General features: G+C 62.1%; 12 protein-coding genes. 9 read left to right on the forward strand and 3 right to left on the reverse strand.

Annotation, left to right across the window (positions count from 1 at the left end; translation table 11 throughout):
• Positions 1-22: 22 nt before the first annotated feature.
• From ACTHN9_RS22430 to ACTHN9_RS22470, 9 genes are all read left to right on the forward strand, one after another.
• Positions 23-865 carry an ABC transporter ATP-binding protein gene (locus ACTHN9_RS22430; RefSeq protein ID WP_102644655.1) on the forward strand — a complete coding sequence of 281 codons (843 nt, stop codon included), beginning with the start codon at positions 23-25 and terminating at the stop codon, positions 863-865.
• A gap of 5 nt (positions 866-870) precedes the next feature.
• On the forward strand, positions 871-1,746 hold the full coding sequence (locus ACTHN9_RS22435; protein WP_440539051.1) for an ABC transporter permease: 876 nt from the start codon (positions 871-873) through the stop codon (positions 1,744-1,746).
• An 84-nt stretch (positions 1,747-1,830) separates the two neighbouring features.
• The gene (locus ACTHN9_RS22440) at positions 1,831-2,880 is read left to right on the forward strand and encodes an ABC transporter substrate-binding protein (protein WP_440538974.1); all 1,050 of its coding nucleotides are present in this window, start codon (positions 1,831-1,833) and stop codon (positions 2,878-2,880) included.
• Positions 2,881-3,337: 457 nt separating this feature from the next.
• Positions 3,338-3,646, forward strand: a complete 309-nt coding sequence (locus tag ACTHN9_RS22445; protein ID WP_440538975.1) for a hypothetical protein — start codon at positions 3,338-3,340, stop codon at positions 3,644-3,646.
• 424 nt (positions 3,647-4,070) lie between these two features.
• Positions 4,071-5,633, forward strand: coding sequence for a methyl-accepting chemotaxis protein (locus tag ACTHN9_RS22450; RefSeq protein WP_440538976.1), 1,563 nt, complete (start codon positions 4,071-4,073; stop codon positions 5,631-5,633).
• Between the two features lie 238 nt (positions 5,634-5,871).
• A complete protein-coding gene (locus ACTHN9_RS22455) occupies positions 5,872-6,549 on the forward strand; it encodes a response regulator (RefSeq protein ID WP_440538977.1) in 678 nt (225 codons plus the stop codon).
• Positions 6,546-7,922 (forward strand): sensor histidine kinase, encoded by a 1,377-nt coding sequence (locus ACTHN9_RS22460; RefSeq protein ID WP_440538978.1) that lies wholly within the window; start codon positions 6,546-6,548, stop codon positions 7,920-7,922. Before ACTHN9_RS22455 ends, ACTHN9_RS22460 begins: the two co-directional genes overlap by 4 nt.
• 72 nt (positions 7,923-7,994) lie before the next feature.
• Positions 7,995-9,005 (forward strand): ABC transporter substrate-binding protein, encoded by a 1,011-nt coding sequence (locus ACTHN9_RS22465; protein ID WP_440538979.1) that lies wholly within the window; start codon positions 7,995-7,997, stop codon positions 9,003-9,005.
• An 86-nt stretch (positions 9,006-9,091) separates the two neighbouring features.
• Entirely contained in the window at positions 9,092-9,466 is a 375-nt protein-coding gene (locus tag ACTHN9_RS22470; protein ID WP_440538980.1) for a DUF3579 domain-containing protein, read from the forward strand.
• 78 nt (positions 9,467-9,544) lie between these two features.
• On the opposite strand, the gene ACTHN9_RS22475 is transcribed toward ACTHN9_RS22470, so the two are convergent.
• The 3 genes from ACTHN9_RS22475 to ACTHN9_RS22485 all read right to left on the reverse strand — a co-directional run bounded on the left by ACTHN9_RS22475 (position 9,545) and on the right by ACTHN9_RS22485 (position 14,872).
• Positions 9,545-10,522, reverse strand: a complete 978-nt coding sequence (locus ACTHN9_RS22475) for a YncE family protein (RefSeq protein ID WP_440538981.1) — start codon at positions 10,520-10,522, stop codon at positions 9,545-9,547.
• Positions 10,523-10,748: 226 nt separating this feature from the next.
• The gene (locus ACTHN9_RS22480) at positions 10,749-13,826 is read right to left on the reverse strand and encodes an efflux RND transporter permease subunit (protein WP_440538982.1); all 3,078 of its coding nucleotides are present in this window, start codon (positions 13,824-13,826) and stop codon (positions 10,749-10,751) included.
• Positions 13,823-14,872, reverse strand: a complete 1,050-nt coding sequence (locus ACTHN9_RS22485) for an efflux RND transporter periplasmic adaptor subunit (protein ID WP_440538983.1) — start codon at positions 14,870-14,872, stop codon at positions 13,823-13,825. Before ACTHN9_RS22485 ends, ACTHN9_RS22480 begins: the two co-directional genes overlap by 4 nt.
• Between the last annotated feature and the right edge of the window lie 2 nt (positions 14,873-14,874).

A 14,874-nucleotide genomic window follows, 5' to 3' on the forward strand; every position in this document is an offset into this window, starting at 1 on the left:
GGCTCACGAAATAAGGTTGGTTATGTCAGACACATCAACGCGGCGAGGAGGCGTTCAGTTCTCCGGCGTAACGAAGCGCTTTCCAACGCGCGACGGCTCGGAAAAGACCGCGCTGCGCGACGTCGACCTCGTCATCGAGCCCGGCATGTTCTGCGCGGTGGTTGGCCCCACCGGCTGCGGCAAGTCCACCACCCTCACGCTGGCGGCGGGTCTCTATCGTCCCAGCGCCGGGGTTGTGCGCGTTTCGGGCGAGGTGGTCGACGGCATCACGAACGGGGCGGGCTTCGTTTTCCAGAACGACGCATTGCTGCCGTGGAAATCCATTCTGAAGAACGTCGCGCTCGGTCCGATCTTTCGCGGCGTGCCGAAAAAACAAGCCACCGAGGAAGCGCGCGAATGGCTGCGCACCGTCGGGCTCGCCGGCTTCGAAGATTATTTCCCGTATCAACTGTCGGGTGGCATGCGCAAGCGTGTCAGCCTCGCCGCCGCGCTCATCAACAAGCCGTCGATGCTGCTCATGGACGAGCCGTTCTCCGCGCTCGACGTGCAAACGCGGGCGATCATGTCCAACGAGCTGCTGCGCTTGTGGGAACGCACGCGTCCGTCGGTGATCTTCGTCACACATGACCTCGAGGAGGCGATTGCCCTGGCGGATCGCGTCGTCGTCATGACGGCGGGCCCCGCGACCGTCAAGGCCGTCTTCGATATCGATCTGCCACGCCCTCGCGGCGAAGTGCAGGAAATTCGGTTCCACCCGCGTTTCCTCGATCTCTATCAACAAATTTGGGAGTCCCTGCGCGAGGAAGTAGAGCAAGCCTATTCGCGCACGACCTCTGTCTCGAATCTCAAGGGGAATGCGGCATGACCAGCATGAACTCCAGCGTCAAACTCAAATCGCCGCCTACGGACCCGACCGACGTCGCAGGCAACGCACGGCGCAGGGCACAGCGTCGCAAAACCTCCGTGTTGATCGGCCGCATCGTGTTGTTCCTGTTGATCGTGGGCGGCTGGCAACTACTCACCTCCTGGGGCGTGGTCGATCCGTTCTTCTTCGGCTCCCCCAGCGGGATCGTCGCGCGTCTTGTCGATTGGGCCCAGAAAGGCACCGCTTACGGTTCGATCTGGCTGCAGATCTGGGTGACGCTCGAAGAGTCGTTGCTCGGCTTCGCCGTCGGCGTGACGGGCGGCGTCTTCTTAGGCGTGCTACTGGGCGAGATTCCGTATCTTGCCGATGTCGTCGGCCCGTATATCAAGGTCGTCAACGCCCTGCCCCGGATCGTGCTGGGTTCGGTGTTCGTCATGTGGCTCGGCCTCGGTATGCCCTCCAAGGTCGTGCTCGCCGCGGTGCTCGTCTTCTTCGTGGTCTTCTTCAATGCCTTCCAAGGCGTGCGCAGCGTCGATCGCAATCTGATCGCCAACGTTCGCATCCTCGGGGCTTCGCGTTTCCAAGTGATCTGGCACGTCGTGTTTCCCTCGGCGATGACCTGGATCATCGCGAGCCTGCACGTCGCGCTCGGCTTCTCGATCATCGGCGCGATCGTCGGCGAATTCCTCGGCGCGCAGCAAGGCCTCGGGCTCGTGATCGCGACGGCGCAAAACACCTTCGACGCGAACGGCGTGTTCGGCGCGATGTTGGTCATCGGCATCATCGCGCTCAGCGCGGAAGTGTTGATGGGCATGCTCGAAAAGAAACTGCTGTCATGGCAGCCGCCGTCGCTGACGGACGGCAATCGGCCCGGCGTCTAACGCTCGGGTTCCGTGTAAATCGGTTAGGACTACTTCATAAGAGATCCCGTCACGGGATCTCCAATAACCAAGGAGATGTGTGTCATGAAGCAGAAATCACGCGCGACGATGTTGCTGGCCGGCTTGGCTTGCGCAGCCGGCGTCTTCAGTTCGGCCGCCATGGCCACCCCGCTGCCGAAAGTCACGATGATGGTGGGCGGCATCGACAAGCAGATCTATCTGCCGTATCAGTTGGCCCAAAACCTCGGATACTTCAAGAAGTACGGCGTCGACATGCAATTGAGCACCGAGACGGCCGGCGGCGTCGGCGCGGAGGATGCCGTGGTGTCGGGCCAAGTCGATATGGCGGGCGCTTGGTACCTGCATACGATCGATTTTCAGTTGCACGGCAAGGACGTGATCGGCATCGTCCAATTGAGCGGTGCCCCGGGCGAACGTGAAATGTGTACGCCGGATTCGGGCGTGAAGACGCCGGCCGATTGGAAGGGCAAGAGCGTCGGCGTGACGGACGTCGGCTCGGGCACCGACGACTTGACGCTCTATCTGGCGGCACGCTATCACCTGACCTCGAAGGACTTCACGCGCGTGGGCGTGGGCGCAGGCCCGACCCTGATCGGCGCGCTCAAGCACCATCGCATCGTCTGCGGGATGACGACGCAGCCGACCGTCAACGCGGTCGAGAAGATGAAGGTCGGCGTCTCCGCGATCGATCTGGCGACGGGCCCCGGCGTGAACAAGTGGCTCGGCGGCTATTGGCCCACGGCCAGCGTGCTCGCGCGCGCGGATTGGGTGAAGGCGCATCCCACCGAGACGCAAGCCGTCGTCAATGCGATGGTCGCCACGATGCACTGGATCAACACGCATAGCGCCGCCGATATCGCCGATCATCTGCCGCCCGATTTCGTCAGCAATCAGCTTTCGACGAAACAAGAGTACATCGACGCACTCGCGCAGGATAAAGGTCAGTTCCTGCCCGACGGCATGATGCCGAAGAACGGACCGGAAACCGTACTGGCCGTCGAAAAGCAAGCGGGCAAGATCGATAAGCCTGTCGATTTGGCCAAGACCTATACGAACGACTATGTGATCAAAGCGAACGCGATGCTCGCAAAGGAGGGCGGTGCAGGGAAATAACGGAAGGTGAAACACCCGGGACGGCATGCCGCCGGCCATCGCCTATGGCGGCGAATGCCTCCCGGTAAGAGGTTAAGCCAAATCGTTGGAGCCATACCCGCTCATCGGATCTCTCCAACTCGTGCAGCCGCTGATTGGGCCAGCCTTTCACGGCCGCACGAATCCGCTCCGCTCGGTCTCTCCTCCCGAGCGGAGCATTGTTTTTTTGGACCCAAGCGAACCATCGCCACACCTGACACCCGGGAATCCGGTTAATCGACTGACGCCGGAACCGTTAAGCATTTCCTGACAGAACAATCGGAACAATCCCACATACGCGTGCTTGGGCACGCAAGCTGAGTGCAAGTCTTCGAGTGCTATATATCGAGCGTCGATTCCGGGCTTTCCGAATCGGGATGTTTCCAGTGGGGAGTTAGATTTTGAAGATTGCCGCTTTCGCCATAGGACGCGACGTCACATGAAAACACAAGACACCGCGCAAACAGGGCGGCCTCCCGGCAGGCAGTTGGGTGCGCAGCAAAGCAGCGAGGCGGTGGCGCGGTTCGGTGCCCGCTTGGCCGTGTTGTGCAAATTCGTCGACGCCGTGGTGCCGCAACTCGCGGGCGACCAGTGCCTAAAGATCGATTCGTCGTTCCGGAAAGGCATCGAGGAGCTGCTCTCCCGCACCGAGGACATCGTCACGCCGCCCGGGTACCACACGACCCTGATGGAGCAAACGAACGTCATGCTGGCAGCGCTTGCGCAGCGCAGCAGCGTACAGCGGTAAAGCGCCTGGGGTAAATACCGGCGTTTTCGCTTGCTGCCTGACAGCCGGTAGACAGCTTGTCCTCTCTACCATCCCTGTACCGAGCGAATGGAGTGTGAACGCGGAAGGTTCGCCCGGTCGTGCTCGAAGTACGTTCAGCCGGGTGTTGGCCTGTGCGCCCGGCGGCGTCGCTGCACGGCAACGACGCGCACCGGCCCAGTGCAGCCTTTTAGAACAAGATGGGCGTCAGTATCGGAGATCAATCGCGGCACTTGGCGGTCGGACTTGCCCGCCATGTTGCTTGTATCGGGCGCAGAACCGCTTGCGCTCGCCCAGGGGGACATGAAGTGTCGATTGTGCCGTATTCGCTGTACGAGTTGAACAAAAGCCTCTGGCCCCCCCGCCATTTTCGGATGGGACGACGATGAACGTGCGCCCGTCGAACATGAAGATCGGAACCAGGCTCGGCTTGGCATTTGGCGTACTCATTGCCCTCATGATTGGCGTGGCCATCGTGGGTATCGTCCAACTCAATGCCATGGACGGCGCGTTGACCGACGCCGTCGATGTCAGCGGCAACGAGAACCGCCTCGTTTCCCGGGCGCTCGAAAGCGCCCAGGAGGCAGCCGCCGCGATGCGCAATTGCGTCGCGCTCTCCGACGACTCGCGCAAAGGCGCCGAGAAGCGGACATTCGATAGCAGCATCGCGAACTATGAAAGCGCGGCGAAAAAGCTCGACACCTTGTTCGGCGACGATCCAGGCGTCAGCGACGACGAGCGCAACTTTCTGAAAGCGTTGAAAGCGGCACACGACAGCGCACTACCGAATGCGAACAAGGTGCTCGGTCTCGGGCTAGCGAACGATCCTAGCGCACGCCAGACCATGATGGACGATGCAGTCCCCGCGCTGAACAGCTGGATCGCAATCATGGTGCGGTTCAGCGATTACGAGAACGCGCAGAGCAACGAAACGTCAGCCGAAGCGCACGGCACTTACGCCAACAGCGTCGTATGGCTGCTCGCGCTCTGCGGCGTCGGTGTCGCGGGCGGCATCGCCGTCGCATGGCTGGCGGCACGCAGCATCACCGTACCGCTGCGGCAGGCGGTGCACGTGGCTCAGACCGTAGCATCGCGCGATTTGACCTCGCGCATCGAGACCGATCGGCGCGACGAGGTCGGCATGCTGTTGCATGCGCTTCGCGCCATGAACGGCAACCTGGCGGACGTGGTGTCCGAGATCCGGTCGGCGACCGAGTCGGTGCAAGTCGCTTCGGAGGAAATCGCCAGCGGCAACGCCGACCTATCCGCGCGAACCGAGGAGCAGGCCGCTTCACTCGAGCAGACTGCATCGACGATGACGCAGTTGACCGACACCGTGCGGCAGAACGCCGAGAATGCGCAGCAAGCGAATGCATTGGCGATCAAGGCTGCCGAGATGGCCGAGAGCGGCAACGACGCGGTACAAGGCATGGTTGCGGCAATCGAGAAGATCAGTGGCGGCTCGACGAAGATCTCGGATATCACGAACGCCATCGAAGGCATTGCGTTCCAAACGAACATTCTCGCCTTGAACGCTTCGGTGGAGGCCGCGCGGGCCGGCGAACAGGGGCGCGGTTTTGCGGTCGTGGCAAACGAGGTACGCGGTTTGGCGCAACGCTCGGCGGCAGCGGCGAAAGAGATCAAGGATTTGATCGTATCGTCGGTCGCCATGATTCAGGATGGCGCGCAGCAGGCCGTCGAAGTGGGCGAAACTGTGGGCTCGGTCCGGCAAGCGATCAAGCAGGTGGCCGACATCGTCGGCGAAATCGCGGCAGCTTCGACGGAGCAAAGCCGCGGTATCGAACAGGTCAATCAAGCCGTGATGCAGATGGACGACGTCACCCAGCAAAATGCCGCGCTCGTCGAGCAGGCGGCGGCCGCCGCGAAGTCGCTCGAGCAGCAGGCCACGGAACTCAATAGCGCCATTTCGGTATTCATGGTCCACCAGAACGCGAGGGTCATAAAGTAGGACGATGCAGGGAAATAACCGATTGTGGATTACCCCGAGCGGCACTTAAATTGCCATAAGTGCCCCCCGGTAAAACGGCACCCGATAGCGGTAACGATATTCTCAGCTACGCGAACATCTCCACTCACTCGTGAAGCCGTTGGTATGGCAGGTGAGTCGCTGGAAAGAACCCAGCCACACTCCCCGCCGCCGGATCCCGATCGCCGAGAATAATGTGCGTGAGACGTTGGTGGCCTCGATGAAACTGCTGCTCGTAGAAGACAATTTAGAATTCGCGCTTTGGCTCAGCAAGGCGCTGCAGGCGGAGCGATTCGACGTCGAGTGCGTGCACGACGGTGCGGCCGCCATCGATCGCATCGCTCAATCCCAGTACGACTTGCTGCTGCTCGATTTGCGCCTGCCCGGCATGGACGGGCGCAACGTCCTGAGCAGTATTCGTCGGCGCCGCAACGATACGCCGGTGCTTGTCGTCACGGCCAACGCCTCGATCGATGCCAAGGTGGATTGCCTCGATCTCGGGGCGGACGATTATGTCGGCAAGCCGTTCGAAATGCGCGAGCTGGTGGCGCGCATCAAGGCCTTGATCCGCCGGCACGGCCGCAGCAGCCAATCCGTCGTTCAATGCGCCGATCTTCAGTTCGATCTCGACACGCACGAATTCCGCGCCGCCGGCCGGACGCTCGAACTCACGCTGCGCGAACATCACGTGCTCGAAACGCTGATGCTGCGACAAGGTAAAACCGTGACCAAGGCGCAATTGATGGTCAAGGTGTTCGACATCGGCAGCGAAGCGAGCGAAAACGCCATCGAAACGTACGTGCATCGTCTACGGCGAAAGTTATCGGGTTCGCAAGCGCGCATCCTGACCTTGCGCGGGCTCGGTTATCTGCTGCGCGACGCGAATGCCGCGACATGAACCAATTGCGTGTGCGGTTGCTCTTGTGGGTACTCGTACCCATGACGCTGGTGCTGGCGTTGATGGCCGTCGTATCTTGGCAAAACGCCCGGCGCACCGCCCTGCTCGTCCAAGACCGCCGCCTGCTTGCGTCGGCCGAAGTGATGGCCGGCCAAGTCCGGTGGCAGCAAGACCGGATCAGTGCCGAAACGCCTCCCGCCGCGCTGCAAATGTTCGCCTCCCGCGAGCAAGACCGCGTCTACTTCCAAGTGCGAACGGCGTCGGGTGAAGTGCTGGCCGGCTGGCCCGATCTGACGAAAAGCTCTCCCACGCCGGAAGATTCGCCTCGCTACAGCAGCGTCGAGTACCACGGCGACGCGTTGCGCATGGTCACGTTGACTCGCCATCTATATCGGGGTGGCATCACGACCGCCGTTCTCGTCAGCGTGGCGGAGAGCCGTCATGCCTTCCATCATCTGCTGGAAACGCTATGGCGGCCCGTGCTCGTACAGGAGTCTGCGCTGCTCGCGATCGCACTCGCGCTCATGGTGATTGGGCTCACGCTCGAACTCAAACCGCTTCTCGCTTTGCGCCGAGATTTGCAGGCCCGGGAAACAGACGACTTCAGCCCCCTCGGCACCATGCAGCTTCAGCGCGAACTGCGTCCGATCGTCGACACCATCAATCAGTACGCGACGCGCTTGACCGCGCAGGTCAACATCCAAAAGCGCTTCATCGCCGACGCGGCCCATCAGATGCGCACGCCGGTTGCGATCATGAGTACGCAGCTCGATTACGCGGCCCATCTGACGCAAGACCCCGAGTTGAGCGAGACCTTGCGCGCCGTGCGTGCATGCGCGCGCCGGCAAAAAGACCTCATCAATCAGTTGCTGAGCCTGTCTCACGCGGAATCGAGCCGCGCCTCTAAGCTTCCGCGCAAGAAGGCGAAGCTGCTCGATCTCGCGCAAGAGGTGCTGGTGGATTTGTCGGTTCTCGCCGACGACAAGGAAATCGATCTGGGCCTGAGCGCCACGAGCGCCGAGGTTGCGATCTGGACCTATCCCACGCTCGTGCACGCCATCGCGTTCAATCTCGTCGACAACGCGATTCGCTACACGCCCCGTGGCGGCCATGTGACCGTTCATGTCGGCCCCGATAAAGACGGGGGCGCCCTCTTGCAAGTCGACGATACCGGTCCCGGCATACCGGATGTGTTGAAAGCGCGCGTGTTCGAGCGCTTCAGTCGCGGCAATATGTCGGATAACGACGGCTTTGGGCTCGGCCTCGCGATCGTCGGCGAAGCGGCGAAAGCATGCGGCGCTCAAATCGAACTCACGACGCCTGCCACGGGTGGGTTGAGCGTGACCGTTCGGCTGCCGTTGGATGAAATCTGAGCCAAAGTCGAGACGTCGCTTGCGGTTTTGCCGAGCGACGAACTACACCAAATACGAAGTGGAGAGACCACGATGAGTACTGTAAGACGCGCGGCGGCCATGGCCGCGCTCGTGCTCGGCGCGTCCTGGGCAACGCGCGCCGCCTATGCCGACGAGTCGATCACGCTCATGGTCGGGGGCATCGACAAGATCATCTATCTACCCGCCATCCTCGCGAAGCGGCTCGGCTATTTCGAGCAGCCGGGATTGGACGTCGACGTCGTGACCGAACCGGCGGGCGTCAATGCCGAGGATGAATTGATCGCGGGCGCGGTTCAAGGCGTCGTGGGCTTTTACGATCACACGATCGATCTGCAAAGCAAGGGCACCGACGTGGAATCGCTGGTCCAGTTCTCATCGGCACCCGGCGAAGTCGAACTCGTGGCCGCGTCGCACGCCGCGGATATCAAAACCCCGGCCGATTTCAAGGGAAAATCGCTTGGCGTTACGGGACTCGGATCGTCGACGGATTTTCTCACGCAGTATCTGACCAAGAAGTTCGGACTCGATCGAAGCGACTATCGTTTGTTGCCCGTCGATGCGGGCAAGACCTTCATCGACGCCATGCGCAGTCACCGTATCGTGGCGGGAATGACGACCGACCCCACTGCGTCGGAGTTGATTTCGAGCGGCGAAGCCAAGGTCCTGATCGATTTGCGAACCGAGGTGGGCACACGGGAAACGCTGGGCGGTCTCTATCCGGCCGGGTGTCTTTATATGCGCGCCGCGTGGGTGAACGAGCATCCCGACGCGGCGCGCAAGCTCGCTCATGCTTTCGTGCGCGCACTGCAATACATCCATACGCACAGCGCGGAGCAGATCGTCGCACAATTGCCGCGCAGCTACTACGAGAAGCGAAAGGCGCTCTACGTGGCCGCGCTCAAAGGCTATCGGCCCGCGTTCTCGATCGACGGCCGGATGCCGGCCGGCGGTCCGCGCACGGTACTCGCCATCATGTCGACGATCGATCCGAGCGTGAAATCCACCGATATCGATCTGTCGAAAACGTATACCACGGCGTACTTGGACGAGCCTGCAAAATAGGCGTAAACAACGAGATCGCCCGACAGCCGGGCGTCAGCTTGCATGACCTACCATCGTCGTCTTGATTCGGTTCGATGGGATGCACGATGCAAGATGAGAAGGTCACGCCGCCGCCAACGCGCAGCCACGAGGCGAGTCGGCCACGACCGATCGATGACGATTCAAGCGCATGTGCCACCGCGGCCACGCGGTATTTGATTATCGGCGTCACGCGCCAAGGCCGGACGTTTCGCCCCTCCGACTGGGCTGAACGACTCGCCGGTGTGGTCGCGCTTTTTGTCGACGAGCGCGGCGCACGAACGACATCGGGCCCGCGACACTTCGCGGGCCCGATCATACACAATGGCGTCAAATCCTTGTCGATCGACGCGACGCTGCGCGAAGCCTGCCCCGATGCCTTTGCCTTCCTTTTGGGTTTCGCGGACGACAACGATTTGACCCTTGCCGCCAGCACAAAGTGATCGCACGTCCCCGTGATTCCGCACGGGCAATCCCCTCGCGCCGATCGGCATCCGGCGACTGTGACGAAACGGCGGCGCTTAAGGCTGGACCCTAAGCCACATCACCGCACCACCGCGGCGATCATCGCCCGGTGACACGGCTAGATAGATGCGATCGAGCGGTGCCCAAAGCATGCCCGATTTCGCGCCCGACGCGGTGGCGACTTGCCCCAGTTCCGTGTACCGATCGGCGTCGTCTTGTCGATAAACGCCAAGACGACCGTCCCCGCCCGCGATATAGATGCGCTTGTGCGCTTTGTCGTAAAAAAGGCTATCCGAGGTCGCGGGAGCATCTAGCGTCGCCACGGTCTTACCCGTCTCCGTGTTCAGCACGAAGAGTTTGCTCGGGTTGCGCGTGCCGACGAAAAGACGATGATCGGCCTCGTCCAGCGCCATCGTCAGATTCGTCTTCGCCCCTGCGAGCGGCCAGCGAGCGACAACCGTCAGGGTCTTCTTGTCCACGACGGCTACCAGGTTCTCGCTCGGAACGTTGACGAAGAGCCGATCGCCGTATGCCTCCGGCACCATCGCCTCGACGTGATCGGCATCGATATGCAACATTCTCTTCACCTTGCCCGTTGCCGGATCGACCTCGTTGATCAAGCACGACGTCATGCCGGCGTCTTTGCCCCCGCTCACGATGTACAGACGATTCGTTCCCTTGTCGTATGCCATCGAATCCGCGCCAGGCGCCAGCGCGATGTGACCCACCACCTTATAGGTCGCCGCATCGAGAATTTTCGTCCCGCCCTTGCCGCTGTCCGTGATGACGAATCGATCGAGTCGCGGCAGGTACAGGATCGCGTGAGGCGTACCGAAGGTCGTCAGCGTTTTCTCGTGCGCACCCGTCATGAGATCGAACACTTCCACCGTGCCGTGATCCTCCGCGGCGAGCAACAGCTTGTTGCGTTTGGTGTCGACGCCGAAATGGTCGAAGTCGCCGGTGTACTTCGGGTTCCAGGCGGTGCTACGTCCCACTAACGTGGGCAAATACGATGGGCTTACGGTCGAGGTCACCGCCGTCGGCCCCTGCCCGGACAATCCCGGCGCAGCGGGGGATGGCGCCGCTTGGGCACAAAGGGCGAATAAGCACAGAGCGGGGGCGAAAAATTGAGAACGAAGCGTCATGGCAACCTTTCGAAAAAGGGAAGAGTTGCGCGCCGACCGGACTCGATCGGGCGCCTGAGCGCGGCGCGACGGTGCGCCGGGAAAGGGGCGGTACTCGGCCGCCCCTCGTTTCGAATCAATGCGCGGCCGGCTCGCGATCGCCGCGCCGGCCCATCAATCCGATCATCACGGGCATCGCCAGTAGCACGAGCGGCAACTGCACCAATGCCCCGGCGATGATGGCGATCGCCAACGGCTGCAGCATTTGATCGCCCGATCCGCTGACCGCGGCGCCCAACGGCACCAGCGCGAGAATCATCGCCAGCGTACTCATCGCGATCGGGCGCAAACGATTGAGCGCGGCTTCGCGCAGCGCCTCGCGCTTGCCCATCGTCTCGCGCAGCAACTGATATTCGGAGACAAGGAAGATCGCCATCTCCGTCGCAATCCCGATGATCATCACCATGCCCATCATGGCGGTAATGTTCAGCTCGACGCCGGTTGCCCATAGGCCGATGAATACCGCCCCCGTCGAAAACAGCGACGTCCCCATGATGACGAGCGGCACGAACAGTTCGCGGTACAAGAACAGCAGCAAGATGATTTCGGCCGTCACCGCGGCGGCAAACACCTTGATCATGCCGCGCACGGCCATTTGCTGTTGTTTGTAAGCGCCGCCGAACGTATAGGTCACGCCCGCGGGAATCACACCCGGCTTGGCCAACGCACTCCGAATCGCGGCAATCGTCGAACCGAGATCGTGCGAACCGCCAATTTGCGCCGTTACGGCGACGATTTGCCGGAGATTGTCGCGCGTCAATTGCGGTTGGCCGGAAACGAAGCGCGTCGTGGCCACCGCGCCCAACGAAAAGATCGCACCGCTCGGCGCGCGGATCGGCAGATCGGCGAGGCTATCGCGGTAAATCGGCGTATGGGGCGCTTTGAGCCACAGCCGCACGCCAACATCCTGTACCGCACCGAGGTAACGCGTCACCACGGCGCCCTCCAGATAGTGGTCCACCTGCTCCTTCACGTCGGCCGGCGTCATTCCCTTGAGCGCCGCTGCGGCGGGATCGACGCGAATGTCGAGCGCGTCGCCCGCGGGCACCACACCCGGGTCGACCGAAGCGGGTTCGACGCCGGGCACTTTCGCGACCGTGTCCGCCACTTTCTTCGCGATGGCGCCGAGCACGTCCGGGTCTTTCGCACTCAGTTGAACGACGACAGGCTGCCGGCGTCCCACCATGTCCCCGATCATGTCGCTCATCAACTGGTGCGTATCGAAATCGACGCCCGGGACGCGCTGCGTCACCTGGCTCGAGATGTCGTCCATCACCTTCCAGATGGTCGGCCGCTTGGACGGATCGACGAGGCGAACGAAGAAGTCGCCCTGATACGTCTCGGTCAAATCGCCGCCGAGACCCGCGCCGGTCCGGCGAGAATACGTATCGACGTAAGGATTACGCTTGAGAATCCCCTCCACCTGCTGCAGTTCGCGATTCGTTTCGACAAGCGAGGTACCCGGAGCCGTTTGATAGTCGAGCACGAAGCCGCCCTCATCCATGCGCGGCAAAAAGCCCGTGCCGACGTGGTGGTAAGCCAAGTAGCCCGCGCCGGCCAGCACGACAAGCCCCGGCACGATAAGCCACGGCGCGCGAAACATCGCGTCGAGCCAGCGCGCATGCGTGCGGCGCATCCATGTGTCTTTGCCGTGGCCGGGATCCGACCACGCACTGAAGTCGATCATCGCCCGAGCCAAGAGCGGCGCGGTGAACGCCGTCAGGAAGAACGAAATGATCAGCGACGACGCCATCGTCAGCGACAGAAACTTGAAGAACGCCCCCGTCACCCCGTCCAAGAATGCCAGCGGCACAAAGATGATCGTGGTGGCGAGCGTCGAACCGAATAGCGGCGAAAGAAATTCGCGCGCCGCATGAAGCACGCCCGCGTTCGGGTCTGCCTGATCGGGATGCCCGGCGCGCCGCGCAATGTGCTCGATCATGACGATGACATCATCGATCAGCAGCCCGATCGCGGCGGCGATCCCACCGAGCGTCATGATGTTGAGCGTCATGCCGAGCAGGTAGAGAATCAACACGCTGCAGAGCACCGACATCGGCACCACGATCATCGCGACAGCTGTGACACGCCAATTGCGCAGGAACGCGTACAACACGCCCGCGGCGAACACGAGCCCGATCGCAATCGCTTCCTCCAGCGCGGCGATCGACGAACGCACGAGTTGCGTTTGGTCGTACCACTTGTAGAGATGAATCGCGTTCGACTGCGTCTTCATGAAGGCGTCGAGCCGCCCCTGCACGGTCTTGGCGAGGCTCAGCGAATCGGCGCGGTCTTGCTGGTAGACATCGAACGTCACTGCCGGATGACCGTTATTGTTGACGAGCAGCCATTGCGGTTCCGTTCCCAGCTTCACTTGCGCGATCTGCGACAGCGGCACGACGCTGCCCTTGCCCGTGCGCACCGTAGCTTGGCGAACCGAATCGAGCGATGCGAAGGCGTTATTGCTGACGGCCAAGTAGAGCAAGTCGTTATCCTCGAGCCGGCCGACCGCCGCCACGGTATTCGCGGACGACAACGCCTGCGCCACATCGGCCATCGTCAACCCGTAAGCTTGAAGCGTTTGCGGCGCGATCGACACTTCGACTTCCGGCGTTTGCCCGCCTAATACGCCCACCCGCCGAATACCGGGAATGCCCGTGAGCATCGGCAGAATCTGGTAACGGGCGATTTGCCGCAATTCCGAAGGCGTCTTGGTGTCGGACTGCAGGGCATACGAAACGAACGGCATGATGACGTTCGGGCTCATTTGAAGCGCGCCATAGGTGATGCCTGGCGGGAGATCGGACATCTTCTGCGCGAACGCCGCATCGACACTGAGCAGCGCCCGATTCATATCCGAGCCCCACGGAAAATCGACGAAGATTTCCGCCGAACCGCGGGAGGTGGTCGACGACACGTCGACAGCGCCCGGCACCGCGCGCGCCGCCGCTTCGAGCGGTTCCGTGACGTCCACCAGCATCTGCTTGGCCGGCATGCTGCCCGCATCGACTTCGATCCGAATGCGCGGAAAGCTCGTTAGCGGAAACAGGCCGACAGGCAAGCTGATCGCAGCGTAAAGACCGGCCAGCGTCAACACGAACGCCACCGCCAGCACGGGGAGGCGATGACGATGAAGCCATCCTGCGAACGTCATTGCGCCCCCTTCTTGTCCTGCGGCTCGACGCGCATGCTCATGCCGTCGTCGAGCTGATAATTGCCGGACAGCACGAGCGGCTGGGCAGGATTCAATTCGGTGCCGCGAATCACGTCCTGGTCTTGATGCGAACCGGCGATACTGACCGCGACCTTACGCGCCTTCAGGCCGTCGTCCTGCACGACGTACGTGCTGCCGTGATCGTCGACGAGAATGGCGGCGTGCGGGACGACATAGCCCTGAGTTTGGCCGACGGTGATCGTGGCATCGGCTGCCTCGCCGGGCAGAAACCGGCCGGGCGGCAACGCGATTTCTATCGGAACCAGACCCGTGGCGGGATCGACCATCGAGCCGCGCTGCACGACCGTGGCTGGCCAGCCCTGGTCCCCGCCGACGGCTCTCACGCTGGCGGCGTTGCCGTTGCCGACCAGCATGGCTTGGGCCGGGACAGCGCCCACTTTCAGAATCGCTTTCTCGGGGCTGGCGAGATCGAGCAGCGGCGTACCCGCGGACACAATCGTTCCTTGCGATGCCGACACATGCAATACGATCGCGCGGAAGGGCGCTCGTACGACTTGTACGCCGCCCGCGCCTTGCGCTTTGAGCGCGGCCAGATTCGACTGCGCGTCGGATTCGGCCTTTTGCGCGTCCGCCAATTGCTGAGCGGTCGCCAGATGTTGCGAGAACATCTGCTGCGTGCGTGTCGCCAGTTGCTGTGCCACCCGCAATGCCGATTGCGCCTGCACGTACGCGGCCGTCGTTTGCGGGCTCGGCACGAGTTGCATCAACGGCGCACCCGCGTTCACTTCTTGGCCGTCTCGAACATATAGCGCCTGCACCGTTGCGGAGGTCTCCGCCATGACGGTTCGGCTCCCGGCTGCGGAAGCCTGAACGACCCCATACGCCTCGATCGTGCGCGGCAAGCTGCCCTGCCGCAACGCCGTTTGTGTGACGAGCACGCTCGGCGTGCCGGCATCGGACGCGGCGGCAGCATAGCTCGACCATACCGTCAGCGCGACGGCACCCAGAATCCATCGATTTTTCATGT

It is taken from the genome of Trinickia sp., from assembly GCF_051953405.1.
In the GTDB taxonomy this organism is placed as follows: Bacteria; Pseudomonadota; Gammaproteobacteria; order Burkholderiales; family Burkholderiaceae; genus Trinickia.